This window comes from Streptomyces sp. SCSIO ZS0520 (assembly GCF_025643355.1).
Classification (GTDB): domain Bacteria; phylum Actinomycetota; class Actinomycetes; order Streptomycetales; family Streptomycetaceae; genus Streptomyces; species Streptomyces physcomitrii.
On record NZ_CP092644.1, the window covers coordinates 6,335,850 to 6,361,614 of the forward strand.

24 protein-coding genes and 1 riboswitch are annotated in these 25,765 nt (G+C 69.7%); of the genes, 19 read left to right on the forward strand and 5 right to left on the reverse strand.

Annotated features, from left to right (window positions below; translation table 11 throughout):
* Positions 1-69: 69 nt before the first annotated feature.
* From MID12_RS25550 to MID12_RS25585, 8 genes are all read left to right on the forward strand, one after another.
* Complete coding sequence (locus MID12_RS25550; RefSeq protein WP_040254263.1) at positions 70-1,365, forward strand: sensor histidine kinase; 1,296 nt, start codon at positions 70-72, stop codon at positions 1,363-1,365.
* Complete coding sequence (locus MID12_RS25555; protein WP_040254265.1) at positions 1,362-2,042, forward strand: response regulator; 681 nt, start codon at positions 1,362-1,364, stop codon at positions 2,040-2,042. The genes MID12_RS25550 and MID12_RS25555 overlap by 4 nt, the downstream gene beginning before the upstream one ends.
* Before the next feature lie 153 nt (positions 2,043-2,195).
* Complete coding sequence (locus tag MID12_RS25560) at positions 2,196-5,351, forward strand: efflux RND transporter permease subunit (protein WP_263170960.1); 3,156 nt, start codon at positions 2,196-2,198, stop codon at positions 5,349-5,351.
* A 173-nt stretch (positions 5,352-5,524) separates the two neighbouring features.
* Positions 5,525-5,716, forward strand: coding sequence for a hypothetical protein (locus tag MID12_RS25565; RefSeq protein ID WP_263170962.1), 192 nt, complete (start codon positions 5,525-5,527; stop codon positions 5,714-5,716).
* Positions 5,700-6,227 (forward strand): DUF6879 family protein, encoded by a 528-nt coding sequence (locus tag MID12_RS25570; protein ID WP_263170965.1) that lies wholly within the window; start codon positions 5,700-5,702, stop codon positions 6,225-6,227. The genes MID12_RS25565 and MID12_RS25570 overlap by 17 nt, the downstream gene beginning before the upstream one ends.
* Entirely contained in the window at positions 6,224-7,054 is an 831-nt protein-coding gene (locus MID12_RS25575; RefSeq protein ID WP_263170967.1) for a helix-turn-helix domain-containing protein, read from the forward strand. Before MID12_RS25570 ends, MID12_RS25575 begins: the two co-directional genes overlap by 4 nt.
* Before the next feature lie 63 nt (positions 7,055-7,117).
* A complete protein-coding gene (locus MID12_RS25580) occupies positions 7,118-7,342 on the forward strand; it encodes a DUF397 domain-containing protein (protein WP_263170968.1) in 225 nt (74 codons plus the stop codon).
* Between the two features lie 78 nt (positions 7,343-7,420).
* A complete protein-coding gene (locus MID12_RS25585; protein WP_263170969.1) occupies positions 7,421-7,906 on the forward strand; it encodes a hypothetical protein in 486 nt (161 codons plus the stop codon).
* A gap of 70 nt (positions 7,907-7,976) precedes the next feature.
* Here MID12_RS25585 and nadA read toward each other — a convergent pair whose 3' ends face one another.
* Complete coding sequence (nadA, locus tag MID12_RS25590) at positions 7,977-9,164, reverse strand: quinolinate synthase NadA (protein ID WP_040254271.1); 1,188 nt, start codon at positions 9,162-9,164, stop codon at positions 7,977-7,979.
* A 384-nt stretch (positions 9,165-9,548) separates the two neighbouring features.
* Between nadA and erpA the strand changes: the two genes are divergently transcribed.
* Positions 9,549-9,905, forward strand: coding sequence for an iron-sulfur cluster insertion protein ErpA (gene erpA / locus MID12_RS25595; RefSeq protein ID WP_263170972.1), 357 nt, complete (start codon positions 9,549-9,551; stop codon positions 9,903-9,905).
* Between the two features lie 168 nt (positions 9,906-10,073).
* On the opposite strand, the gene MID12_RS25600 is transcribed toward erpA, so the two are convergent.
* Both MID12_RS25600 and MID12_RS25605 read right to left on the reverse strand, forming a co-directional pair.
* Entirely contained in the window at positions 10,074-11,462 is a 1,389-nt protein-coding gene (locus MID12_RS25600) for a hypothetical protein (RefSeq protein WP_263170974.1), read from the reverse strand.
* Positions 11,463-11,670: 208 nt separating this feature from the next.
* Positions 11,671-11,904, reverse strand: coding sequence for a hypothetical protein (locus MID12_RS25605; protein ID WP_040254276.1), 234 nt, complete (start codon positions 11,902-11,904; stop codon positions 11,671-11,673).
* 131 nt (positions 11,905-12,035) lie between these two features.
* On the opposite strand from MID12_RS25605, the gene MID12_RS25610 reads away from it, so the two are divergent.
* Positions 12,036-13,010, forward strand: coding sequence for a carbohydrate kinase family protein (locus tag MID12_RS25610; protein ID WP_040254278.1), 975 nt, complete (start codon positions 12,036-12,038; stop codon positions 13,008-13,010).
* Between the two features lie 77 nt (positions 13,011-13,087).
* Here MID12_RS25610 and MID12_RS25615 read toward each other — a convergent pair whose 3' ends face one another.
* Positions 13,088-14,482, reverse strand: coding sequence for a cysteine desulfurase/sulfurtransferase TusA family protein (locus MID12_RS25615; RefSeq protein WP_040258331.1), 1,395 nt, complete (start codon positions 14,480-14,482; stop codon positions 13,088-13,090).
* Between the two features lie 288 nt (positions 14,483-14,770).
* On the opposite strand from MID12_RS25615, the gene coxB reads away from it, so the two are divergent.
* From coxB to MID12_RS25635, 4 genes are all read left to right on the forward strand, one after another.
* A complete protein-coding gene (gene coxB / locus MID12_RS25620; RefSeq protein WP_040254280.1) occupies positions 14,771-15,775 on the forward strand; it encodes a cytochrome c oxidase subunit II in 1,005 nt (334 codons plus the stop codon).
* A complete protein-coding gene (ctaD, locus tag MID12_RS25625) occupies positions 15,772-17,508 on the forward strand; it encodes a cytochrome c oxidase subunit I (protein WP_040254282.1) in 1,737 nt (578 codons plus the stop codon). The genes coxB and ctaD overlap by 4 nt, the downstream gene beginning before the upstream one ends.
* Positions 17,505-17,903, forward strand: a complete 399-nt coding sequence (locus tag MID12_RS25630; protein WP_040254285.1) for a cytochrome c oxidase subunit 4 — start codon at positions 17,505-17,507, stop codon at positions 17,901-17,903. The genes ctaD and MID12_RS25630 overlap by 4 nt, the downstream gene beginning before the upstream one ends.
* 128 nt (positions 17,904-18,031) lie before the next feature.
* Entirely contained in the window at positions 18,032-19,294 is a 1,263-nt protein-coding gene (locus MID12_RS25635) for an Ig-like domain-containing protein (RefSeq protein WP_263170977.1), read from the forward strand.
* Between the two features lie 100 nt (positions 19,295-19,394).
* Here MID12_RS25635 and MID12_RS25640 read toward each other — a convergent pair whose 3' ends face one another.
* On the reverse strand, positions 19,395-19,796 hold the full coding sequence (locus MID12_RS25640) for a hypothetical protein (protein WP_040254289.1): 402 nt from the start codon (positions 19,794-19,796) through the stop codon (positions 19,395-19,397).
* Between the two features lie 210 nt (positions 19,797-20,006).
* Here MID12_RS25640 and MID12_RS25645 point away from each other — a divergent pair, with 210 nt between their 5' ends.
* The 5 genes from MID12_RS25645 (at position 20,007) to trpD (ending at position 25,403) form a co-directional block, all read left to right on the forward strand.
* Positions 20,007-20,618, forward strand: coding sequence for a heme-copper oxidase subunit III (locus MID12_RS25645; protein ID WP_040254291.1), 612 nt, complete (start codon positions 20,007-20,009; stop codon positions 20,616-20,618).
* Positions 20,619-20,689: 71 nt separating this feature from the next.
* A complete protein-coding gene (locus MID12_RS25650; RefSeq protein ID WP_040254293.1) occupies positions 20,690-21,499 on the forward strand; it encodes a c-type cytochrome in 810 nt (269 codons plus the stop codon).
* A complete protein-coding gene (locus MID12_RS25655; protein WP_040254296.1) occupies positions 21,496-22,554 on the forward strand; it encodes a ubiquinol-cytochrome c reductase iron-sulfur subunit in 1,059 nt (352 codons plus the stop codon). The genes MID12_RS25650 and MID12_RS25655 overlap by 4 nt, the downstream gene beginning before the upstream one ends.
* Positions 22,551-24,203 carry a cytochrome b gene (locus tag MID12_RS25660; RefSeq protein ID WP_263170980.1) on the forward strand — a complete coding sequence of 551 codons (1,653 nt, stop codon included), beginning with the start codon at positions 22,551-22,553 and terminating at the stop codon, positions 24,201-24,203. Before MID12_RS25655 ends, MID12_RS25660 begins: the two co-directional genes overlap by 4 nt.
* A 135-nt stretch (positions 24,204-24,338) precedes the next feature.
* The gene (gene trpD / locus MID12_RS25665) at positions 24,339-25,403 is read left to right on the forward strand and encodes an anthranilate phosphoribosyltransferase (RefSeq protein WP_040254299.1); all 1,065 of its coding nucleotides are present in this window, start codon (positions 24,339-24,341) and stop codon (positions 25,401-25,403) included.
* A gap of 224 nt (positions 25,404-25,627) precedes the next feature.
* Positions 25,628-25,744, forward strand: a riboswitch (SAM riboswitch).
* Positions 25,745-25,765 lie beyond the last annotated feature (21 nt).

Genomic DNA, 25,765 nt, shown 5'->3' on the forward strand with positions numbered 1-25,765 from the left:
GCTCCCGGGCGGCCCAGCTCACCCCCCGGTTCCGTTCCGCGCGGTCGCCGGGCCCCGTACCGTTGGCTGGTGAGCACTTTCCAGCGAGCCCGGCACTGGCTCCAGGCGCATCCGCTGGCCCTCGACGCGGCTCTGGCCGCCGCCGTCCTCGCCTGTGTGGTGGTGGCCTCCTTCACCGACCCGCACGGACCGCACGGTCCCGAGTGGTTCACCCGGGTCCCGCACGTCTCCAGCCTGGTCCTCACCTCCATCGGCGGTCTCGCCCTGGTCTTCCGGCGGCGCGCCCCGATGGTGGTGCTCGGCGCCACCGGCCTCGTCGCCACCGTCGAACTGGTCACCGGCGACCCGCGCGCCCCCGTCGCGATGTGCGCGGTGGTCGCCCTCTACACGGTCGCCGCCAGCACCGACCGGCCGACCACCTGGCGGGTGGGCCTGTTCACCATGACCGTGCTCACCGCCGCCGCGATGCTCTCCGGTCCGCTGCCCTGGTACGCGCAGGAGAACATCGGCATCTTCGGCTGGACCGGCATGGCGGCCGCCGCCGGGGACGCGGTGCGCAGCCGCCGCGCCTTCGTGGACGCGATGCGCGAGCGCGCCGAACGCGCCGAGCGCACCCGCGAGGAGGAGGCTCGCCGCCGGGTCGCCGAGGAGCGGCTGCGCATCGCCCGCGATCTGCACGACGTGGTCGCCCACCACATCGCCCTGGTCAATGTGCAGGCGGGGGTGGCCGCCCATGTGATGGACCGCCGCCCGGACCAGGCCAAGGAGGCGCTGGCCCACGTACGGGAGGCGAGCCGCTCGGCGCTGAACGAACTCCGCGCCACCGTCGGCCTGTTGCGCCAGTCCGGCGACCCGGAGGCGCCCACCGAACCGGCGCCGGGCCTGGACCGGCTCGACGAACTCGCCGACACCTTCCGGCACGCCGGGCTGCCGGTGGCCGTGCTCCGCTCGCCCGAGGCCGGCGGGGCCGGGCCCCTCGGCGGCGAGGAGCCCGGGGCCGCCCGGCTGCCCGCCGCGGCGGACCTGGCCGCGTACCGGATCATCCAGGAGGCCCTGACCAATGTGCAGAAGCACGCCGGACCCGGGGCCGCCGCCGAGGTCAGCGTGATACAGGTCGGCGCCCATCTGGAGGTCACCGTCCTGGACAACGGCACCGGGCCCGGCGAGGCCCAGGACCGCGGGGAGCGGACCGACTCCGGCGAGGGCGGCGGGCACGGGCTGCTCGGCATGCGCGAGCGGGTCTCCGCCCTCGGCGGCAGCTGCACCGCCGGGCCCCGCTACGGCGGCGGCTTCCGGGTCCATGCGATCCTGCCGGTCACGGCCGGGGCGCAACCGGCACCGGCACCCGCGGGAGGCGGCGCGTGACGATCAGGGTGGTCCTCGCCGACGACCAGGCGCTGCTGCGCAGCGCGTTCAAGGTGCTCGTCGACTCCGAGGCGGACATGGAGGTCGTCGGCGAGGCCTCGGACGGCGCCCAGGCGGTCTCCCTCGCCCGCTCCGCCGCGGCCGACGTCGTCCTGATGGACATCCGGATGCCCGGCACCGACGGCCTCGCCGCCACCCGCGCCATCAGCGCCGACCCGGCGCTCTCCGGAGTACGGGTGGTGATGCTGACGACCTTCGAGGTCGACGAGTACGTGGTGCAGTCGCTGCGGGCCGGCGCCGCGGGCTTCCTCGGCAAGGGCTCCGAACCGGAGGAGCTGCTGAGCGCGATCCGCGTCGCGGCGGCCGGGGACGCGCTGCTCTCCCCGGCGGCCACCAAGGGCCTGATCGCCAAGTTCCTGGCGCAGAGCGAGAGTTCACCGGGCGGCGAGCGGGTGCACGCCGAACGCCTCGCCGCCCTGACCGGCCGCGAGCGCGAGGTCCTCGTCCAGGTCGCGGGCGGCCACTCCAACGACGAGATCGCCGAGCGGCTCCAGGTCAGCCCGCTCACCGTGAAGACGCACGTCAACCGCGCGATGGCCAAGCTCGGCGCCCGGGACCGCGCCGGACTCGTCGTCATCGCCTACGAGTCCGGGCTGGTACGTCCGAGGGTGGACTGACCTCCACCCCCGCCTACTCCGGCCGCAGTATCCGGCCGCCCGGAGATGGGCCCCTGAGCCTAGGGATGCGGACGTATCCGTGCAGCAAGGTATAGACGGGCACGCAGCTGTGCCCTCTCCTGCCGCGCACGCCACAGAAGAGAGACCCGTCCCATGTCCTGGCTGTCCCGGTTCAGCCTCGCCCAACGCGCCCTCATAGGCCTGATGTCGATCATCGCGATCGTCTTCGGGGCCATCGCGATCCCGCAACTCAAGCAGCAGCTGCTGCCCTCCATCGAACTGCCGATGGTCTCGGTCCTCGCCCCCTACGAGGGCGCCTCTCCGGACGTGGTCGAAAAGCAGGTGGTCGAACCGATCGAGGACAACCTCGACTCGGTCGACGGCATCACCGGCGTCACCTCGACGGCCAGCGAGGGCAACGCCCTGATCATGGCCCAGTTCGACTACGGCACCGACGCGAAGCAGCTCGTCGCCGACGTCCAGCAGGCCGTCAACCGCTCCCGCGCGACGCTGCCCTCCGAGGTCGACCCGGAGGTGGTCGCCGGCTCCACCGACGACATCCCGACCGTGGTCCTCGCCGCCAGCTCGGACAAGGACCAGCAGACCCTCGCCGACCAGCTCGAACGCCTCGTCGTCCCCGAGTTGAAGGACATCGACGGCGTCGCCCAGGTCACCGTCGACGGCGTACGCGACCTCCAGGTCACCGTCACCCCCGACGAGAAGAAGCTCGCCGCCAAGGGCCTCGGCGCCGCCCAGATCGGCCCCGCCCTGGAGGCGGGCGGCGCCACCGTGCCCGCCGGCTCCTTCGACGAGGGCGGCGCCAACCGCACCGTCCAGGTCGGCGGCGGCTACACCTCGGTGCGGCAGATCCAGGACCTGATGATCACCGGCGAGGGCGTCAAGAAGCCCGTACGCCTCGGGGACGTCGCGAGTGTCGAGGAGGAGCCCGCCAGGGCCGATTCGCTGACCCGCACCAACGGCGAGCCCAGCCTCGCCCTCTCGCTCACCATGGACCGGGACGGCAGCGCCGTCGCCATCTCGGACGCCGTCCAGGACAAGCTCGACGCGCTGCGCCAGGACCTCGGGGCCGGCGCCGAGCTGACCGTGGTCAGCGACCAGGGCCCGGCCGTCGCCGAGTCCATCGAGGGACTGACCACCGAGGGCGCGCTCGGCCTGGTCTTCGCGGTCCTGGTGATCCTGGTCTTCCTGGCCTCGGTCCGCTCCACCCTGGTCACCGCGGTCTCCATCCCGCTCTCCGTGGTGCTCGCCCTGCTCGTCCTGTGGACCCGCGACCTCTCCCTGAACATGCTCACCCTCGGCGCGCTCACCATCGCCATCGGCCGCGTCGTCGACGACTCGATCGTGGTCCTGGAGAACATCAAGCGCCACCTCGGCTACGGCGAGAAGCGCGAGGACGCCATCATCGGCGCGGTCAAGGAGGTCGCGGGCGCGGTCACCTCCTCCACCCTCACCACCGTCGCCGTCTTCCTGCCGATCGGTCTGGTCGGCGGCATGGTCGGCGCCCTCTTCGGCTCCTTCTCGCTGACGGTCACCGCGGCCCTGCTCGCCTCCCTCCTGGTCTCGCTGACGGTGGTCCCGGTCCTCTCGTACTGGTTCCTGCGGCCTCCGAAGGCGGTCCAGGGCGTCAGCGCCGAGGAGGCCCGCCGCCTCGCCGAGGAGAAGGAGGCCCGCAGCAGGCTCCAGCGCCTCTACGTACCGGTGCTGCGCTTCGCCACCCGGCGCCGCCTGACCAGCGTGCTCCTCGCGGTCCTCGTCCTGGTCGGCACCTTCGGCATGTCCGGACTGCTCAAGACCAACTTCTTCGACCAGGGCGAGCAGGGGGTCCTCACCGTCAAGCAGAAGCTCGACCCCGGCACCAGCCTCGCCGCCACCGACGCCCAGGCGCGGAAGGTGGAGAAGCTCCTCGAGGAGACCGACGGCGTCGAGGACTACCAGGTCACGGTCGGCTCCTCCGGCTTCCTCGCGGCCTTCGGCGGCGGTACGGACACCAACCAGGCCTCCTACCAGGTCACCCTCGCCGACGACGCCCACTACGACGACGTCCAGGACGACATCGAGGCCGGGCTGAAGAGGCTCAAGGGCATCGGCACCACCACCCTCACCCCGGGCGACGGCTTCGGCGCCCAGGACCTGAGCGTCGTGGTCAAGGCCGCCGACGCCCGGGTGCTCGCCCGGTCCGCGGAGCAGGTGCGCAAGGCGGTCGCCGGCCTCGACGACGTCACCGACGTCTCCAGCGACCTCGCGCAGTCCGTCCCGCGCATCTCGGTCAAGCCCAACAGCAAGGCCGCGGCCGCCGGTTACCACGAGGCCGCCCTCGGCCAGGCGGTCGCCCAGTCGGTACGCGGGGTCCCGCACGGCAAGGCGGTCCTGGACGAGACCGAACGCGATGTGGTGGTCCGCTCGGCCAAGCCCGCCCGGACCATGGCCGAGCTGAAGAAGCTCCCGCTCGGCAGCGTCCGGCTCGGCGACATCGCCGAGGTGAAGCTGGTCGACGGCCCGGTCTCCATGACCCGCATCGACGGCCAGCGCGCGGCCACCATCACCGCCCGCCCGACCGGCGACAACACCGGCGCGGTCAGCCAGGACCTCAACACGAAGATCAACGAACTGAAGCTCCCCGAGGGCGCCACCGCCTCCATCGGCGGCGTCTCCGAGGACCAGGACGAGGCCTTCGGACAGCTGGGCCTGGCCATGCTCGCGGCCATCGCGATCGTCTTCATGCTCCTGGTCGCGACCTTCCGCTCGCTGGTGCAGCCGCTGATCCTGCTGGTCTCCATCCCCTTCGCGTCCACCGGCGCGATCGGGCTGCTGATCGCCACCGGTACCCCGATGGGCGTCCCGGCGATGATCGGCATGCTGATGCTCATCGGCATCGTGGTCACCAACGCGATCGTGCTGATCGACCTCATCAACCAGTACCGGGCGAGGGGTTACAGCACCGTCGACGCCGTCGTCGAGGGCGGCCGCCACCGCCTGCGCCCCATCCTCATGACGGCACTCGCGACCATCTTCGCGCTGCTCCCGATGGCCCTCGGCATCACCGGCGAGGGCGGCTTCATCGCCCAGCCCCTCGCCGTCGTCGTCATCGGCGGCCTCCTCAGCTCCACCCTCCTGACCCTCCTCCTCGTCCCGACGCTCTACACCATGGTCGAACTCCGCAAGGAACGCCGGGCGAAGAAGCGCGCGGCAAAGCGGGCGAGGAAGGCGGGGGGTGCAGCCGGGGCGGAGACCGCGGAGGCCCCCAAGGAACCGGAGGACCCGAAGGAGGCCGCGTCGGCTCAGGTCTGAGCCTCCGTCTGATCATGTGGATGAGCTCCGGCCCGTCCCTGCTGAGTGCGGGGGCGGGCCGGGGTGTTTTCCGGACGGCGGGGCGGTTTCCAGTAACGGAAACGAGATGCTCTTGTCACTCTCGGTCCCCATCCGGAAGTATTGATCACGACACTCACGAGAGGGGCGGCGCTGTGAAGCTGACCAGACTGGTAGGCGAATGCCAAGACGGCTCATGCCCGACCATCTACGCCACAGATCGAGGCACGCTGGCCGTTCAGGGCAGCCGGATTTCTGCCCATGGGCTGGAGATCCCGTCGCACGAAACTCTGGTAGAGATTTCCGTAGAGCTCATCCGAAAGGCCGCGCGTGACCACATCGCCTAAAACACTGGACGATTGCTTCAATGGATTCGAGCGGGAAGCTTTCCGGCTCGAAACATTGGACGACTACAGCAAGTCGGGTGGCCAGGGTGCCTTTGAGGCGTTCCTCGAAGGGAAGCCGCAACCGGAAGACTTCAAAACTGCGGACTGGGTGACGACCGTCGGAGACGCGGTTCGTTCGGGCAAGCGTATGTATCGCGTGCACATCCTGAGCCGCCCACTCAATGACTATCTGCGGTTCGAGCTGGGCTGGGGATACCTGCGGAACGTGAAGGCAGGGGAGGAGTTCTTCATCCTCGACACCACGGAGCAGGCCAACCCGATCCCTGAGGCTCCGGACTTCTGGCTCTTCGACGAGCAGGTCATCGCCGCCATGAACTATGACGGCAAGGGCAAGTTCCTCGGTGCTGACCTCCTGAGTGAGGAGAAGGTTTCGACATTCCTCGCGTACCGGGACAAGGCCCTGGCTCAGGCTGTGCCGTTCGCTGAATGGTGGGCAGAGTACGGCGAGTGAACAAGGCTGGTCTCGGGGCAGCGCTGCGGGAACTGCGTGAGTCTTCCGGTATGGAGGGTAAAGCAGTTGCCCGTGGCGCTGCCATGTCCCGGTCCAAGCTCTCGAAGATCGAGAACGGTAACGTGACGCCGAGTGTCACTGACGTCGACTGCATCCTCACGGTGCTGGGCATATCGGATGAAGCAAAAGCCGCATACATGTCTGCCGCCCGAGAAGCGGCGACGGAGGTCACCGCTTGGCGGCTTGTTCGGCGGCTTGGTTACAGTCGAAAGCAGCAACAGGTAGGGGCATTGGAGTCCCAGACGACTTTGCTGCGCCTCTTCCAGCCATCGCTGATTCCGGGACTGTTGCAAACGCCTGAATATGTGCGTGCGGTATTCTCCCGAAAGGATCTGTCGGAGGCCCAGTTGGAGCGCACTATCGGGGCAAGGCTGGCCCGTCAGAGTGTCCTGTATTCCGAAGAAAAGAGCTTCCGGTTCGTCATCACGGAACCGGTGCTCCGGTGGCGCGTGGTCCCACCGCTGGTCATGGCGGGACAGTTGGACCGCGTGATATCTCTTTCGCGCCTTCCGGCGGTGGATATCCGCGTGGTCTCACTCTCCGCGACGCAGACAGATTTCCCTGGCCACTCGTTCTCCGTCAAAGACAATCGCCTGGTTGCCGTCGAAACGGTTCATGCCGAGATCGTGGTGACCGACCCCAGGGATGTCGCCCTCTACGTATCGAAGTTCGAGCGCTTCCGGGAATCCGCTGTTTCCGGCGACGCCATGCGTGCCCTGGTCGAATCCATTCGGGACGACTATTTGCGTGAACAGGAAACCGGCTAGAGTCGGGTTCCTCTCCTGTCGATGATTGCCGCACAAGCCTCCGTGACAAGGAAGGGCAGGGCAATGGTCGACCTGTATGAACTCCCCGTCGAGGGAATCGAGTTCTCGAAGGCCTGCGGCGGCAACACGCATCCCGACGGTGAATCGTGTGTGACCCTCGCGAGGATCGGTCCGGACGCCTGGGCCGTGGGTGACAGCAAGCGCCCTGATGCGCTGTCGCTGCGCTTCACCACGGCGGAGCTGGCCGCTGCCGGTATCGACCCGGCCCGCTTCGGTCTCTCGGCCTGACGCACCGCTCCACCTCAACTGACGGCCCCGCCCTACGCGTCGGGCGGGGCCGTCGCGCTTTCCGAAACGGAGCGGCACGTGCAGCAGCACCATCACGGTTACGCATGGCTCGGGGAGAAGAGGGAGTTCGACCGGGAGAGCATCCGAAGGCCTCCTGGCCAAGCGCCTTCGGCGACCAGTGAGAGGGACATCCATGAGCGGTACCGGGAGGCCGTGGCCGTCTTCCCGGCCTCCGAGGTCCCTCCGATCCAGACGGCGCACTGGCTCATGAAGCCGCCCTCGGTGATCCGGGGGACATGGGAGGACCCCGCAGAGGCGGGGGAGTGGCTGGGCCGCCGACTGACCGAGTTCGCCCCTCGGTTCGCCTCCGGCCAGGACCGGGAGGCGATCCGGCTGGTGCTTCTGGTGCAGGCCGCCGTCGAGCGTTTGCGGTGGGGCGGCGACGTATCGCTCGGCCACTATCTGCGGGGCGCGGTCTTCCACTCGGTGGCCGTGGTCACCTGCTCTCCGAACCGGGCAGCCCCCGAACTGCCCTGTCCGGCCGTGGCCGCCGGCCCCGGGTGAAGCATCCGTACGTACGCCGAAGGGGCGCCCATCCACCCGGACGCCCCTCCGCCTGCCCGTGCTTCGAGTGCTACGGCAGTGCCAGCATCCGTTCCAGGGCCAGCTTGGCGAAGCTCTCTGTCTCCTTGTCGACCTGGATGCGGTTGACGAGGGTGCCCTCGGCGAGGGATTCCAGGGTCCACACCAGGTGGGGGAGGTCGATGCGGTTCATGGTGGAGCAGAAGCAGACCGTCTTGTCGAGGAAGACGACCTCCTTGCCCTCGGGTGCGAAACGGTTCGCCAGGCGGCGGACCAAGTTGAGTTCGGTGCCGATCGCCCACTTCGAACCGGCGGGGGCGGCTTCCAGGGTCTTGATGATGTACTCGGTCGAGCCCACGTGGTCGGCGGCGGACACGACCTCGTGTTTGCACTCGGGGTGCACCAGGACGTTGACGCCGGGTATGCGGGCGCGGACGTCCTCGACCGAGTCCAGCGAGAAGCGGCCGTGCACCGAGCAGTGGCCGCGCCAGAGGATCATCTTCGCGGCGCGCAGCTGCTCGGTGGTGAGCCCGCCGCCCGGCTTGTGCGGGTTGTAGACCACGCAGTCGTCCAGGGACATGCCCATGTCGCGTACCGCGGTGTTGCGGCCGAGGTGCTGGTCGGGCAGGAAGAGGACCTTCTCGCCCTGCTGGAAGGCCCAGGCCAGGGCGCGTTCGGCGTTGGAGGAGGTGCAGATGGTGCCGCCGTGCTTGCCGGTGAAGGCCTTGATGTCGGCGGAGGAGTTCATGTACGAGACGGGGACGACCTGTTCGGCGATCCCGGCCTCGGTGAGCACGTCCCAGCACTCGGCGACCTGCTCGGCCGTGGCCATGTCGGCCATCGAGCAGCCGGCCGCGAGGTCGGGCAGGACCACCCGCTGCTCGTCGCCGGTGAGGATGTCCGCGGACTCCGCCATGAAGTGGACACCGCAGAAGACGATGTACTCGGCCTCCGGCTTGGCCGCGGCGTCCCGGGCCAGCTTGAAGGAGTCGCCGGTCACGTCGGCGAACTGGATGACCTCGTCGCGCTGGTAGTGGTGGCCGAGCACGAAGACCTTGTCGCCGAGCTTCTCCTTGGCGGCGCGGGCGCGGGCCACGAGATCCGGGTCGGAGGGGGCGGGCAGGTCGCCCGGGCAGTCGACACCGCGCTCGCTCCTGGCGTCGGCCTCGCGGCCGAGCAGCAGCAGGGCGAGGGGTGTCGGCTGGACGTCGAGCTCCTGGCGGGTTGGGGCGGTGGTCACGGCACGCACCCTTTCTTCTCGCGGGAATCTTCTCGCGGACTCAGCGGCTCTCCTGCGAGGCCGTTTCCGGCTCGTGCGGCTGCACGAAGGAGTCTTTTCGTCGAATTGACGTTATCTATCATAACCCGCTTCACGTCAGTTTGACGATGGCGGTCATGTCAATGTGACGCAATCCGCGGCGGCTGTTCCCGGGCGCCGGACCCGCGGCCGGCCGGGGCGCTCCCCGGGGCCCCCGACCGCGGTCCCGTGACCCCGCCCGGCCGGTGTGCGAGCATGGGTGGACCAGGGGAACCTGGCGTACACGCTCGGCGCGGAATGAATCCGCGACCCCGGCGGTTGTCACCGTCGGCAAGCAGTCTCCGTACCAACCCGGGAGAGATGTAGATGTCCGTATCGGACGAGACCACCACCGTCACCGACGGCATCATCCTGACCGACGCCGCCGCGGCCAAGGTCAAGGCCCTGCTCGACCAGGAAGGCCGCGAGGACCTGGCGCTGCGCGTCGCTGTCCAGCCCGGTGGCTGCTCCGGCCTGCGGTACCAGCTCTTCTTCGACGAGCGCTCCCTGGACGGCGATGTCGTGAAGGACTTCGGCGGCGTCAAGGTCGTCACCGACCGGATGAGCGCCCCCTACCTCGGCGGCGCCTCGGTCGACTTCGTCGACACCATCGAGAAGCAGGGCTTCACCATCGACAACCCCAACGCCACCGGCTCCTGCGCCTGCGGCGACTCCTTCAGCTGACGCCCCGGGGGCGGGCCCGAGCGGCCCGCCCCGACCGGGCATGACAGAAGGCGGCGGCCCCCTCGCGGGAGCCGCCGCCTTCTGTGTCTCCGGATGCCCTCCCCACAAGGGCGGCCGGAGATTCCGGGACCCTGGCGCTCCCCCACAGAGCGCGCGCGTCCCGAGGTCCTACTTCTCCTTCACCAGGGAACCGTGCTGCGTGACCACCTCACGGTCGCCGAGCGGCTTGTCGAGCTGCACGCTCACGTCGGTCTTCTTGGCCATCTGCACGCACACCTTGCCGGGCTTGGCGGCAGGCTCGGTCACCTTCACGGTCACCTTGCCGCCGGTCTCCTTCGCCGTGGCGGAGTACGTCTTGCAGACGCTGCCGTAGAAGTGCAGGGTCAGCTTCTTGCCGTCGGTGGAGAACTTGTCCACCTTGGCCTCCTTCAGCGGCGCGACCGGACCCGAGGAGTCGTGGCCGGGCCGGGCCGGACCCTCGTTCTTCGGCTGCGTCAGGAACCGCGGGTCGACCGCCGGGTGCACCACCCGCTGCTCACTGGTCGCCCCGGCCGGACGCACCTGGTAGAGCCAGGACGGTACGAGGATCTGGCGGCCCTTCTCCTGCTGGGCGGAGAGGCCGAAGACGGCACTCTTCACCGTCGCGGGCTCCGGCTTCGCGGGCTTGTCGCAGTCCTTGCTCCCGGAGGGCGCGGGCTTGGCGTCCTTCGTGTCCTTGCCCAGCGGGACCGGGTCCGCGCAGCCGGGGGCCGAGCGCAGCGTGCCGCCGGTCCGGTTCAGCTCGTCCAGGGTCCGCTTCGCGCTCAGGACCGGGTACGAGTCGCCCTTCTCGGGGGACTTCAGGAAGCCGTTGCCCGCGGTCACCGTGCCGTCGAAGGCGATGTTCACGGAGGTGGTCCAGCCCTCGGTGGGCAGTCCGCCGATCTCCGGATTCGCCTTCACCACACGGGAGTTGCCGACCAGCTGGCTGGCCTCCAGCTTGGCGTCGTCCACCCCGATCGCCTTCAGGACGGGCGCGGCCTTCTTCTTCGCCAGCTCCTCGTTGGGCACCACATCGCCCTCGGGCTCGGTGTTGCTCGCGCACATCTTGCCCTTGGGGCAGTTGTCGCCACCGGGAGGCGCGTACTTGTGGAAGGTCCAGCTGCCGGGTGCCTCGACCGCGACCTGCAGCCGCGGGCTGCTGCCGTCGCTGCCGCCGATACGCCAGGTGCTGCCCGCCAGATGCGGGGTGCCCTCCAGGCCAAGGGCCTTCCCGAGCCGCGTCACGTCCTCGGCGCTGACCTTGCCCTCGGTGCGGTAGACGGGTGCGGAGTCGGGGCCCTCGGGCAGCTCGCCGGAAGCGCGGTAGACGGTGCCGTTCGGGTTCGGCTCGCCCGGCGCGATGCCGGGGCCGCCGTCACGGTCCTCGCCGCCCGGCGCCTTCGCCTGGCCGCTCAGGGCCAGCGGCGGCAGCTTGTCGCTGCTCTCCTTGCCGGCCGAGCTCTTGCTGTCGTCGTCGGAGGCGGCGGAGGCGAGGTAGATCCCGCCGCCGCCGGCCAGGAGGACGGCCGCTGCCACCGAAGCGGCAACCAGCCCCGTGCGTCGCTTCGGCGCGCTCGTCGCTTCGTTCCGGTTCTCCTCGGTGTTCACCGCATCGCTCCTATCGCCTGCGTTCACCACCACGTTCCTCCGTGGCGGACAGCAGTGTGACGTGAGAGGTCCGCGAGCGGTTCCCTCCGTTTCCGGACGGGACGAAGAAAACTCCGGATGTCCGCGCCCCGGTCCCTCAGTCGCCGTACTGGGACATGCCGTCGACCAGGTGCGCGGAGCGCTCGGGCACCACGATGGCGCGGATGCCCGCCTTCGCCCCGGGGCCCGGCTTCCGCTCGGGGCGGTTCTCGGCGTACGCCGTGGTGGGGGAGGACCAGCGGGATGCCATGCTGGCGCAGTCGCCGCGCAGGACGTCGAAGCCGCACTCCAGGTCCTGCGGGGCGGATTCACGGGAATCGGGGTTCGTCATATCCGAACGGTAAGCGCGGGATCACAGGCGAAGAAAGCCCTACTATCGGGTAGTTTCGGCGGGTCGGCCGGTGCGGGGCGGAACCGGTAGCGTAAGGGGACCCTTCCTCTTCGCCCAGGAGCGTTCCAGCCGTGCGTATTGCAGTCACCGGCTCCATCGCCACCGACCACCTGATGACCTTCCCCGGCCGATTCAGCGACCAGCTCGTCGCCGATCAGCTGCACACGGTCTCCCTCTCCTTCCTCGTCGACAACCTGGAGGTGCGCCGGGGCGGCGTCGGCGCCAACATCGCCTTCGGCATGGGCCAGCTCGGCACCGCCCCGATCCTGGTGGGCGCGGCCGGCTCCGACTTCGACGAGTACCGCGCGTGGCTGGACCGGCACGGGGTGGACACCGCCTCCGTACGGATCTCCGAGGTGCTGCACACCGCCCGCTTCGTCTGCACCACGGACACCGACCACAACCAGATCGGCTCCTTCTACACGGGGGCGATGAGCGAGGCCCGCCTCATCGAGCTGAAGGCCGTCGCCGACCGGGTGGGCGGCCTCGACCTCGTCCTGATCGGCGCCGACGACCCGGAGGCGATGCTCCGGCACACCGAGGAGTGCCGCACCCGCGCCATCCCCTTCGCGGCCGACTTCTCCCAGCAGATCGCCCGGATGAACGGCGAGGAGATCCGCACCCTCCTCGACGGCGCCGCCTACCTCTTCTCCAACGAGTACGAGAAGGGCCTCATCGAGAACAAGACCGGCTGGACCGAGGCGGAGATCCTCGGCCGCGTCGGGCACCGGGTCACCACCCTCGGCGCGGCGGGCGTGCGCATCGACCGGGTCGGCGAGCCCTCCCTGGAGGTCGGCGTCCCCGAGGAGGAGGCGAAGGTCGACCCCACCGGTGTCGGCGACGCCTTCCGCGCCGGGTTCCTCTCCGGCCTCTCCTGGGGCGTCGGCCTGGAGCGCGCCGCCCAGATCGGCTGCATGCTGGCCACCCTGGTCATCGAGACCCTGGGCACCCAGGAGTACCAGCTGCGCCGCGCCCACTTCATGGACCGCTTCACCAAGGCCTACGGCCACGAGGCCGCCGCGGAGGTCCAGGCCCATCTGGCCTGAGTCCCGCCGCCCACACCTCCGGCCGCCGCCCCGTACGTGACGGGACGGCGGCCGGAGGCGCGTACGGGCACCGCGCCTCAGGAGATCCGGCGCACCGTGTACGCGCTGCCGCGCCCGGCCGGCTCCTCGCCCACGTACTCCTGGCCGCGCATCGCGCACCAGGCGGGGATGTCCAGACGGGCCGCCTCGTCGTCGGCGAGCACCGTGACCGTGCCGCCCACCGGGACCCCGCCGATCGCCTTGGCCAGCTCGATCACCGGCAGCGGGCAGCGCTTGCCGAGGGAGTCGACCACCAGGCCCTCGGCGGGGGGCGCCGCCGCGGGGGCCCCGCCGACGGGGGCGTCCAGCTTCCGGCGGACCTCGGCCACCGCCCCGGGCAGCACGCCGAGGAAGGACTCCACCTCCTCGCGCGCGGTGCCCGCCGGGAGCGAGACGCGGACATTGCCTTCGCTCAGTACGCCCATGGCCGTGAGCACATGGCTCGGGGTGAGCGTCGAACTCGTACAGGAGGAGCCGGAGGAGACCGAGAAGCCCGCCCGGTCCAGGGCGTGCAGCAGGCTCTCGCCGTCCGCGTAGAGGCAGGAGAAGGTGACCAGGTGCGGCAGCCGCAGCTCGGGGTCGCCGGTCACCTCCACATCCGGGACCAGCTCCGGCACCCGTGCCCGGATCAGCGCGGTCAGCTCCCGCAGCCGGGTCGCCTCGGCCGCCGCCTCGGCGTGCACGGCCCGCAGCGAGGCCGCCGCCGCCACGATCGCCGGGATGTTCTCGAAGCCCGCGGCGCGGCCCGACTCCCGCTCGTCCACCGGGCCCACCGGCGCGAAGCGCACCCCCTTGCGGACCGCGAGCAGGCCGACCCCGGCGGGCCCGCCCCACTTGTGCGAACTGGCCGTGAAGAGCGACCAGTCGGGCACCTCGGGCACCAGCGGGCCCCAGGGCAGCGACTGGGCCGCGTCCACCAGGAGCGGCACCCCGGCCCGCCGGCAGACCCCGGCCACCTCGGCGACCGGCTGGACGGTGCCCACCTCGTGGTTGGCCGACTGCAGGCAGGCGAGCGCGGTGTCCGGGCGCAGGGCGCGGGCGTACTCCCCGGGGTCGACCGCGCCGCCGCGCCCGACCGGGACCTCGGTCACCGGGTGGCCCGCGCGCTCGTGCGCCTCGGCGCTGTGCAGCACCGAAGAGTGTTCGACCGCCGACACGATCAGGTGGCTTCCGGTACGCCTGCGCCCGGCGAGCGCCCCCGCGATCCCGGTGTGCACGGCCCGGGTGCCTGAGGTGGTGAAGGACAGCTCGTCGGGGCGGCAGCCCACCGCCTCGGCCGCCGCCTCGCGCGCCGCGTCGAGCAGCAGCCGGGCCCGGCGGCCCTCCCGGTACAGGCGGGCCGGGTCCGCCCAGCCCTCGTCCAGGGAGGCGTGCAGGGCCTGGCGGGCGACGGGGTGCAGCGGGGCCGAGGAGGCGGCGTCGAAGTAGGACACGTCCACACGCTAACTCCGGGGGGTCGCGGGCGGTCCGCCGCGGGCGCGCGCGAGGGCTCCCGGGGCGGGCGCGAGGCCCCGAGGGCCCGTCAGATGGGGGCTGGAGTGGGGCATTCCACCCCTTCGGGGAGTGCGGCGGCGCGTTGGGCACCCTCCCCGCGCGACCCCAAATTGCGTCCAGTAGGGTTTGGTCCGCATAAACATCCAAACCCCTGCCCGCGGCGGGACGGCGACCGACCAGAGCGAAGGCCGCAGCACGCGCGGGCGAGACTCTCGGGAAGGCGCTACGTGAGTCCCAACGGCTCCGACCTCCCCCATCGCCTGAAGGGCGTGGGCGGTACCCCCATGTCGCGGCGCCCGATGCGGCGGAAGCTGCTGCAGGGCCTGACTGCGGGGCTGATCCTGGCCACAGCCTCCGGTTGCTCGTACAACTGGGAGGACTTCCCTCGCCTCGGTATGCCCACCCCGGTCACCGAAGAGGCGCCGCGGATCCTGTCCCTGTGGCAGGGCTCCTGGGCGGCCGCGCTCGCCACCGGTGTCCTGGTGTGGGGCCTGATCCTGTGGAGCGTCGTCTTCCACCGGCGCAGCCGCACCAAGGTCGAGGTGCCACCGCAGACCCGGTACAACGTGCCGCTCGAGGCGATGTACACCGTGGTCCCCATCATCATCGTCTCGGTGCTCTTCTACTTCACCGCGCGTGACGAGTCCAAGCTCCTCGAACTGGACGACAAGCCCGCCCACACGGTCAACGTGGTCGGCTTCCAGTGGAGCTGGGGCTTCAACTACGTGGAGGACGTGGACGGCAACAAGGCCACCGGCGACGCCCGCAAGGCAGGCGAACTCGCCGCCGTGCCGGACCGCTTCGCCGAGGACTTCCCGGCCGGGGCGGAGGGCGTCTACGACATCGGCGTCCCCGGCGACCGGAACCCGCAGACGAACAACCCGGGTCCGACGCTGTGGCTCCCCAAGGGCGAGAAGGTCCGCTTCGTCCTCACCTCGCGGGACGTCATCCACTCCTTCTGGGTGGTGCCCTTCCTGATGAAGCAGGACGTCATCCCGGGCCACACCAACTCCTTCGAGGTGACCCCCAACAAGGAGGGCACCTTCCTCGGCAAGTGCGCCGAACTCTGCGGCGTCGACCACTCCCGCATGCTCTTCAACGTGAAGGTCGTCTCTCCCGAGCGCTACCAGCAGCACCTCAAGGAGCTGCAGGAGTCGGGCAAGCGCGGGTTCGTCCCGGCCGGCATCGAGCAGACGGGCCATGAGAAGAACCGGGAGACGAACAACCTGTGAGCATCCTCAACGAACCCCAGGGTGCCGACGCAGCCGAGGACTCGTACGAGAACGAGCTGCCCGTCCGGCGCAAACAGCCCGGCAACGTCGTGATCAAGTGGCTGACCACGACGGACCACAAGACCATCGGTACGCTCTACCTGGTCACCTCGTTCGCCTTCTTCTGCATCGGCGGCGTCATGGCGCTCTTCATGCGCGCCGAACTCGCCCGCCCGGGTACGCAGATCATGTCGAACGAGCAGTTCAACCAGGCGTTCACGATGCACGGCACGATCATGCTGCTGATGTTCGCGACGCCGCTGTTCGCCGGGTTCGCGAACTGGATCATGCCGCTGCAGATCGGCGCGCCCGACGTGGCGTTCCCGCGGCTGAACATGTTCGCCTACTGGCTCTACCTCTTCGGCTCGCTCATCGCGGTGGGCGGCTTCCTCACCCCGCAGGGCGCGGCCGACTTCGGCTGGTTCGCGTACTCGCCGCTCTCCGACGCGGTCCGCTCGCCGGGTGTGGGCGCCGACATGTGGATCATGGGCCTGGCCCTCTCCGGCTTCGGCACCATCCTCGGCTCGGTCAACTTCATCACCACGATCATCTGCATGCGCGCCCCGGGCATGACCATGTTCCGCATGCCGATCTTCGTGTGGAACGTGCTGCTGACCGGTGTGCTCGTACTGCTCGCCTTCCCGGTGCTCGCCGCCGCGCTCTTCGCCCTGGAGGCGGACCGCAAGTTCGGGGCGCATGTCTTCGACGCGGCCAACGGCGGGGCCTTGCTCTGGCAACACCTCTTCTGGTTCTTCGGCCATCCAGAGGTGTACATCATCGCCTTGCCGTTCTTCGGGATCATCTCCGAGGTCATCCCGGTCTTCAGCCGCAAGCCGATGTTCGGCTACGGCGGCCTGATCGGCGCGACCATCGCCATCGCGGGCCTGTCCGTGACGGTGTGGGCGCACCACATGTACGTCACCGGCGGTGTGCTGCTGCCGTTCTTCTCCTTCATGACCTTCCTGATCGCGGTACCGACCGGTGTGAAGTTCTTCAACTGGATCGGCACCATGTGGAAGGGCTCGCTGTCCTTCGAGACACCGATGCTCTGGGCCGTCGGCTTCCTGATCACCTTCACCTTCGGTGGTCTGACCGGCGTCATCCTGGCCTCGCCCCCGATGGACTTCCACGTCTCCGACTCGTACTTCGTGGTGGCGCACTTCCACTACGTGGTCTTCGGAACCGTCGTCTTCGCCATGTTCTCCGGCTTCCACTTCTGGTGGCCCAAGTGGACCGGCAAGATGCTCGACGAGCGCCTCGGCAAGATCACCTTCTGGACGCTGTTCGTGGGCTTCCACGGCACCTTCCTGGTGCAGCACTGGCTCGGCGCGGAGGGCATGCCCCGCCGGTACGCGGACTACCTCGCGGCCGACGGCTTCACCGCCCTCAACACGATCTCGACGATCAGCTCCTTCGTCCTCGGCCTGTCGATCCTGCCGTTCCTCTACAACGTCTGGAAGACCGCCAAGTACGGCAAGAAGATCGAGGTCGACGACCCCTGGGGCTACGGCCGCTCCCTGGAGTGGGCCACCTCGTGCCCGCCCCCGCGGCACAACTTCCTCACCCTGCCCCGGATCCGCAGTGAATCCCCGGCCTTCGACCTGCACCACCCGGAGGTCGCCGCGCAGGACCAGCTGGAGAACGCCGGAGTGGCCGCCGGTGCGGTCACCGGTGGCAAGGAGGCCGGCAAGTGAAGATCCAGGGCAAGATGTTCCTCTGGCTCAGCCTCTTCGTCCTGATCATGGCCGTGGTCTACGGCGTGTGGTCGAAGGAGCCGGCCGGCACCACGGCGCTCTTCCTCGCCTTCGGCCTGTGCGTGATGGTCGGGTACTACCTGGCCTTCACCGCCCGCCGGGTGGACGCGATGGCGCAGGACAACGACGAGGCCGATGTCGCGGACGAGGCCGGCGAGGTGGGCTTCTTCAGCCCGCACAGCTGGCAGCCGCTGGCGCTCGGCATCGGCGGCGCCCTCGCCTTCATGGGCGTGGCCGTCGGCTGGTGGATCATGTACTTCTCCGCCCCGATCATCCTGGTCGGCATCTGGGGCTGGGTGTTCGAGTACTACCGCGGCGAGAACCAGACGCAGTAGCACCGAGGTACGCGAACGGGCCCGGACACTCCGCGAGGAGGTCCGGGCTCCTTCGTCTGCCGCAGCAGGACCACCCGGACGGATCACCGGCCGCGCCGAGCGGCCCGGTCCTGCCTAGCGTGACCGCCATGAGGCACACAGCGCACATACCCACGGTATTGAGCAGCACCCTGCTGGTGGCCGCCCTCGGCGCCGGCCTCACCGCCTGCGGCGGTACCGACGACTCCGCGCTCTCGGGCAACCCCTACGACGCCGGGGACCAGATCTCCTTCGGCGGTCCCACCGGCGAGAAGGCGGACCCCGACAAGCCGCTGGAGATCAGCGCCAAGGACGGCGGCCGGATCACCGATGTGACCGCCACCGACGCCGCGGGCCGCCAGGTCGCGGGGGAGCTGTCCGAGGACGGCCACCGCTGGCACAGCTCCGCGGCACTCAGCCCCGGCGACCGGTACACGGTCCACGTCCGCACCGAGAACGGCGACGGCAAGCCCGGCCAGAAGGTGCTCAGCTTCCGCGCCGCGAAGGCCGACAAGAGCCGGGGGCGCCTGAAGGTCGCCTTCGGCCCCAAGTCCGGCCAGTACGGCGTCGGGCAGCCGGTCACCGCCGAACTCAGCCGCCCCGTCAAGAGCCGCGAGGCCCGCGCCAAGGTCGAACGCGGGCTGCGGGTGGACTCCAGCCCCGCGGTCAGCGGCTCCTGGTACTGGGTCGACAGCAAGACCCTGCACTACCGGCCGCAGAACTACTGGCCCGCCCATGCCACCGTCAATGTGCACTCCACCCTCGCCGGGGTGAAGATCCAGGACGGCGTCTGGGGCGGCGCCGCCAAGGGCCTCAAACTCACCACCGGGGACCGGGTGGAGGCGATCACGGACGCCGCGACGCACACCATGAAGGTCCTCCGCAACGGCCGGGTGGTCAAGGAGCTGCCGGTCACCACCGGCAAGCCCGGCTTCGACACCCGCAACGGGATCAAGGTCGTGCTCGCCAAGGAAGCCTTCGTACGTATGCGCAGCAGCACCGTGGGCATAGCCGCGGGCAGCGCCGACTCCTACGACCTGCCGGTGCACTGGGCGACCCGGGTCACCCTCAGCGGCGAGTACGTGCACGCCGCCCCCTGGTCGGTCGGCTCGCAGGGCGCGGCCAACGTCAGCCACGGCTGCACCGGCATGAGCACCGAGAACGCCGAGTGGTTCTTCAACACCGTGCGCGAGGGCGACCTCGTCAAGGTGGTCAACAGCGGCGGCGAGATGATGGCGCCCTTCGACAACGGCTACGGCGACTGGAACCTCAGCTGGGCCAAGTGGCGGCAGGGAACGGCGCTGAAGGCTGACAGCGGGGAGCAGGCCGGACCGGAGCGGGTCGCCGCCTCCCGGCTGCGCCCGCAGGTCTGAGCGGCCCGCACGGGGGCGCCCGGGGCCCTTCGCTCCGGGCGCCCCCGGACACGCCTGAGGGCCCGCACACCGGTGCGGGCCCTCGTCGTGGGGAGGGGGCTCAGGTGCCCACGGAGAGCCGGGCGCGCAGCAGGCCCGCGAGGGCGGCGGCGAACTCCACCGGCTCCACCGGCAGCGTCACCGCGGCCTCGGCCCGGCTCCAGGTGGCGAGCCAGGCGTCCTGCGGGCGGCCGATGGTCAGCAGCACCGGCGGGCAGTCGTACACCTCGTCCTTGATCTGGCGGCAGACGCCCATGCCTCCGGCGGGCACCGCCTCGCCGTCCAGGACGCAGACGTCGATGCCGCCGCGCTCCAGCTCGGCCAGGACGGCGGGGAGGGTGGCGCACTCGACGAACTCGACCTGCGGGACGTCCGCCGCGGGCCTGCGGCCGGTCGCCAGGCGGATCTGCTCGCGGGTGGTCGAGTTGTCGCTGTAGACCAGCACCGTGGCGGTCTGCTGCATGTGTTCCTCCACGCATTTCGGCTTCGCCCTGCTCTCCGTCGAGCCGGCGACGGTCAGAGCCGCTGGCGCGGATGCTACCCCTTCCGACACCCCGTCAACAGCGGTCGCGGGCACCGCGTGAGCACCGGTCGGGGCCCGGCGGGGGGCCCCAACACTCCGAACGGCACCCCCGGGGGTGAGGGCGGGATAAGCGACCGACATAATGTCGGCGTGGCGACAGCAACGACAGTAGATACCGGGCACGCGCACCCGTCGGTCAACCGGCCGAACCTCACCAGCGTCGGAACCATCATCTGGCTGAGTTCCGAGCTGATGTTCTTCGCGGCCCTCTTCGCGATGTACTTCACCTCCCGATCGGTCACCGGGCCGGATCACTGGAAGGAGATGGCGCATGCACTGAATGTGCCGTTCTCCGCGACGAACACCACCATCCTGGTGCTCTCCTCGCTCACCTGCCAGCTCGGCGTCTTCGCCGCCGAGCGCGGTGATGTGAAGAAGCTGCGGATGTGGTTCGTCGTCACCTTCGTGATGGGCGCGATCTTCATCGGCGGGCAGATCTTCGAGTACACCGAGCTGGTCAAGAAGGACGGCATCTCGCTGTCCTCCGACGCCTACGGCTCGGTGTTCTACCTGACCACCGGCTTCCACGGACTGCACGTGACGGGCGGACTCATCGCCTTCCTGCTGGTCCTGGGCCGGACGTACGCGGCCAGGAGGTTCACCCACGATCAGGCGACCGCGGCCATTGTCGTGTCCTACTACTGGCACTTCGTCGATGTGGTCTGGATCGGCCTCTTCGCCACGATCTACCTGATCAAGTAACCGGGTCGTTCCCGACGAACCGGCCCATTCCAGAAGCATCGACGCAGAAGATCCTGACACCGGGGTAATCCGTGAAAAAGCTCTCCGCACGACGACGCCATCCGCTGGCGGCGGTCGTCGTCCTACTTCTCGCGCTGGCGGCCACCGGGGGGCTGTACGCCGCGTTCGCGCCCGCGGACAAGGCCAAGGCCGAAGAGTCCGCGCAGTCCCTGACCATCGAGGAGGGCAAGAAGCTCTACTCGGTGGGCTGCGCAAGCTGCCACGGCACCGGCGGACAGGGGACCACCGACGGGCCGAGCCTGGTCGGCGTGGGCGCCGCCGCGGTCGACTTCCAGGTCGGCACCGGCCGGATGCCCGCCCAGCAGCCGGGCGCCCAGGTGCCCAAGAAGAAGAACATCTACTCGCAGGCCGAGATCGACCAGCTCGCGGCCTACGTGTCCTCGCTCGGTGCCGGCCCGGCCGTGCCGACGAAGAAGCAGTACGACCCGTCCGGCGCCGACATCGGCAAGGGCGGTGAGCTGTTCCGCACCAACTGCGCGCAGTGCCACAACTTCACCGGCAAGGGTGGCGCCCTCACCCACGGCAAGTACGCCCCCGACCTGAACGGCGTCTCGCCCAAGCACCTCTACGAGGCCATGCAGACGGGCCCGCAGAACATGCCGTCCTTCCCGGACTCGACGATGCCGGAGAAGAACAAGAAGGACATCATCGCGTACGTCAACGCGGTCAACGGTGATGACACGGAGCACCCCGGCGGTCTGGAACTGGGCGGCCTCGGGCCGGTCAGCGAGGGGCTGTTCGGCTGGGTCTTCGGGCTCGGCACCCTGATCGCCGTCGCCGTCTGGATCGCCGCCCGGACCGCAAAGGCCAAGAAGTCATGAGTACCCACGAAGAGACCCCAGAAGAGCACCTGCCGAGCGAACAGCGCGAGCACGGTGCGGAAGCGGTCAAACGCCCGGAGAACCCGTTCGCGGACCCGGGCCTGCCGCCGCACGAGCACCGTGTCCAGGACATCGACGAGGCCGCCGCCAAGCGGTCCGAGCGCGCGGTGGCCTTCCTCTTCGCCCTCTCCATGGTCGCCACGGTCGGCTTCATCGCCGCCTACGTGTCCGTGCCGCAGGACAAGAGCATCTACGTCTGGCCGCTCGGCCACATCAGCGCGATGAACTTCTCGCTGGGCATGACGCTCGGCATCGCGCTGTTCTGCATCGGGGCCGGGGCCGTGCACTGGGCCCGGACGCTGATGTCGGACGTGGAGATCCCGGACGACCGCCACGACATCGGCGCCTCCCCGGAGGTCACCGCCAAGGTCAAGGCGGACTGGGTGCAGGGCGCCAAGGAGTCGGGGCTCGGCCGCCGCAAGCTCATCCGGAACACCATGCTCGGCGCGCTGACCCTGGTGCCGCTCAGCGGCGTCGTCCTGCTGCGCGACCTCGGTCCGCTGCCCGGGACCAGCCTCCGGCACACCGCCTGGAAAAAGGGCAAGCTGCTCGTCAACATGAACACCAACGAGCCGCTGCGCCCCTCCGACGTCGTCGTCGGGTCGCTGACCTTCGCCAAGCCCGAGGGCCTGGAGGAGCACGACCACGATTTCCAGAAGGAGATCGCCAAGGCGGCGCTGATGATCGTCCGGCTCCAGCCGGAAAACATCAAGGACAAGCGCGAACTGGACTGGTCACACGAGGGGATCGTGGCCTACTCGAAGATCTGCACCCACGTGGGATGCCCGATCTCCCTGTACGAACAGCAGACGCACCACGCGCTCTGCCCGTGCCACCAGTCCACCTTCGACCTTGCCGACGGAGCCCGCGTCATCTTCGGCCCGGCCGGACACGCTCTTCCGCAACTGCGGATCGGCGTGAATGATGAGGGGTACCTCGAGGCCCTTGGCGACTTCGCGGAGCCTGTCGGTCCTGCATTCTGGGAGCGCGGATGAGTATTGATACGACCGAGAAGCCGGAGCCGAGCGGCGGCAAGAGCCGCGGCAAGGCCTCCGGAGGCGAGCGCTTCGCCGACTGGACGGACGGACGGCTGGGCATCTACAGCCTCGCCCGCGCCAATATGCGCAAGATCTTCCCGGACCACTGGTCCTTCATGCTGGGCGAGATCGTCCTGTACAGCTTCGTCATCATCATCCTCACGGGTGTGTACCTGACGCTGTTCTTCCACCCCTCGATGAACGAGGTGGAGTACACCGGCAGCTACGTCCCGATGCAGGGCCAGCTGATGTCCGAGGCCTTCAACTCGACGATGCACATCAGCTTCGACGTCCGCGGCGGTCTGCTCATCCGGCAGATCCACCACTGGGCGGCCCTGGTCTTCCTCGCGGGCATGTTCGTGCACATGATGCGGGTGTTCTTCACCGGCGCCTTCCGCAAGCCGCGCGAGGTCAACTGGCTGTTCGGCTGGCTGCTGTTCATCCTGGGCATGTTCACCGGCTTCACCGGCTACTCGCTGCCGGACGACCTGCTCTCCGGTACCGGTGTCCGCTTCATGGAGGGCGCGATCCTGGCCGTGCCGGTCGTCGGCACGTACCTGTCGTTCTTCCTCTTCGGCGGGGAGTTCCCCGGCGGGGACTTCGTGGCCCGGTTCTACTCGGTCCACATCCTGCTGCTGCCGGGCATCATGCTGGGCCTGCTCGCGGCCCACCTGTTCCTGGTCTTCTACCACAAGCACACCCAGTGGGCCGGTCCCGGACGGACCAACAAGAACGTGGTCGGTATGCCGTTCCTGCCGGTGTACACCGCCAAGGCGGGCGGCTTCTTCTTCCTGGTCTTCGGCGTCATCTCCGTCGTCGCCGCGATCGCCACGATCAACCCGATCTGGGCGATCGGCCCGTACCGCCCCGACCAGGTGTCCACCGGTGCCCAGCCCGACTGGTACATGGGCTTCTCCGAGGGACTGATCCGGGTGATGCCCGGCTGGGAGGTCAACTTCTGGGGCCACACGCTCGTCCTGGGCGTGCTGATCCCGCTGCTGATCTTCCCGCTGGTCCTCGTCTCGATCGGGGTCTATCCCTTCATCGAGGCCTGGATCACCGGCGACAAGCGCGAGCACCACATCCTGGACCGCCCGCGCAACGCCCCGACCCGTACCGGTCTCGGCGTCGCCTGGATCACGCTCTACATGGTGCTGCTCGTGGGCGGCGGCAACGACCTCTTCGCCACCCATCTGCATCTGTCGATCAACGCGATCACCTGGTTCGTGCGGATCGGGTTCTTCGCGGCCCCGGTCATCGCCTTCCTGGTCACCAAGCGGATCTGCCTCGGCCTCCAGCGCCGGGACCGGGACAAGGTGCTGCACGGACGCGAGTCCGGCATCATCAAGCGCCTGCCGCACGGTGAGTTCATCGAGGTGCACGAGCCCCTCGACCGGGAGGCGCTGCACAAGCTCACGGCGCACGAGCAGTACGAGCCGGCCGCGATCGCCCCGCCGACCGACGACAACGGCGTCGCGAAGAAGCTCACCCGGGGCGAGAAGCTGCGGGCCAAGCTCTCCCGCGGTTACTACGCGGAAGGCAACCAGATCCCCAAGCCGACCGTGCAGGAGTACGAGGAGATCACCAGCGGCCACGGCCACCACTGATCCCCTCCCGCCACGCCCGAAGGGCCCCGTCCAGGACACGGACGGGGCCCTTCGGCGTACCCCGGGCTGGATAGGGTGGGGCCCGGACCTTCTCCGTCCGGATTTCGCGGTCCCACCCACACCCAGGAGCGGCAGATGAGCGCTGTGACCCCCGCTGGAGGCACCGACACGGCGGGCCGCTCCTGGCCCGAGGTACTGAACTCCCTGCTCTACGGGCAGGACCAGAGCGCGGACGCCACCGCCTGGGCGATGGACCGGATCATGCGCGGCGAGGCCACCGACGCGCAGATCGCCGGCTTCTCCGTCGCGCTGCGGGCCAAGGGCGAGACCGTGGAGGAACTCTCCGGCATGGTCCGCGGCATGTACGAGCACGCCAGGACCATCGAGGTGCCCGGGCCCACCGTGGACATCGTCGGCACCGGCGGCGACGGCTCCAACACCGTCAACATCTCCACCATGTCCTCGATCGTGGTGGCCGGCACCGGGGCGAAGGTCGTCAAGCACGGCAACCGCGCCTCCTCCTCCGCGAGCGGCGCCTCCGACGTACTGGAGAAGCTCGGCGTCAATCTGGAGCTGAGCCCCGAGCGGGTCGCCGAGGTCGCCGAGGAGGCCGGGATCACCTTCTGCTTCGCGGTCAGATTCCACCCCGGCCTGCGGCACGCGGGCGCGGCCCGCAAGGAGCTCGGCATCCGCACCACCTTCAACTTCCTCGGCCCGCTGACCAATCCGGCCCGGGTGAAGGCGCAGGCCACCGGCGTCGCGGACGCGCGGATGGCGCCGATCATGGCCGGGGTGCTGGCCGCCCGCGGCTCCTCCGCGCTGGTCTTCCGCGGCGACGACGGTCTCGACGAGCTCACCACCACGGCGACCTCCCGGGTCTGGGTGGTCCGGGACGGCGCGGTCGCCGAGGAGTCCTTCGACCCGCGCGAGGTCGGCATCGAGCTGGTGCCGGTCGAGGCGCTGCGCGGGGCCGACGCCTCCTACAACGCCGAGGTGGCCCGGCGCCTGATGGACGGCGAACGCGGCCCGGTCCGCGATGCCGTCCTGCTCAACTCGGCGGCGGCCCTCGCGGCGCTCTCACCGAGCACGGCGCCGCTGACCGAGCAGATCCGCGGCGGTCTCGACCGCGCCGCCGAGTCCATCGACTCCGGAGCGGCCCGCCGGGTCCTGGAGCGCTGGGTGCGGGTCAGCAACGCCTGAGCGGCGAGCGGCACGGCGGCGGGCGCGGTCCGGGTTCTCCCCGGGGCGCGCCCGCTTCCGTACGCACGCCTGCCTCCACCTGCCTCCGTACGCGCGCCCGCTTAGGGCCGCCCCCGGGCCTGCGCCCGCTTAGGCCCGCCCCGTACCGGTGTGGTCGAGGTCTCAGGAGCCCGGGATCCGGACGGACTTGCGTTCTTTCTGGGCGATGACCATACTTTTCGGCAGGTCATGAGTGACAGCGAACAGGCCCCGGCCCGCTGTCCGGCAACCCTCCGTCCGTGGCGGGGTGCCCCGGGTGAAGACCAGGCAGCAGACAGCAAGGTCTGCGGCAAGCGCGGACCCCTCGCTTCCAGGGGTCCTGG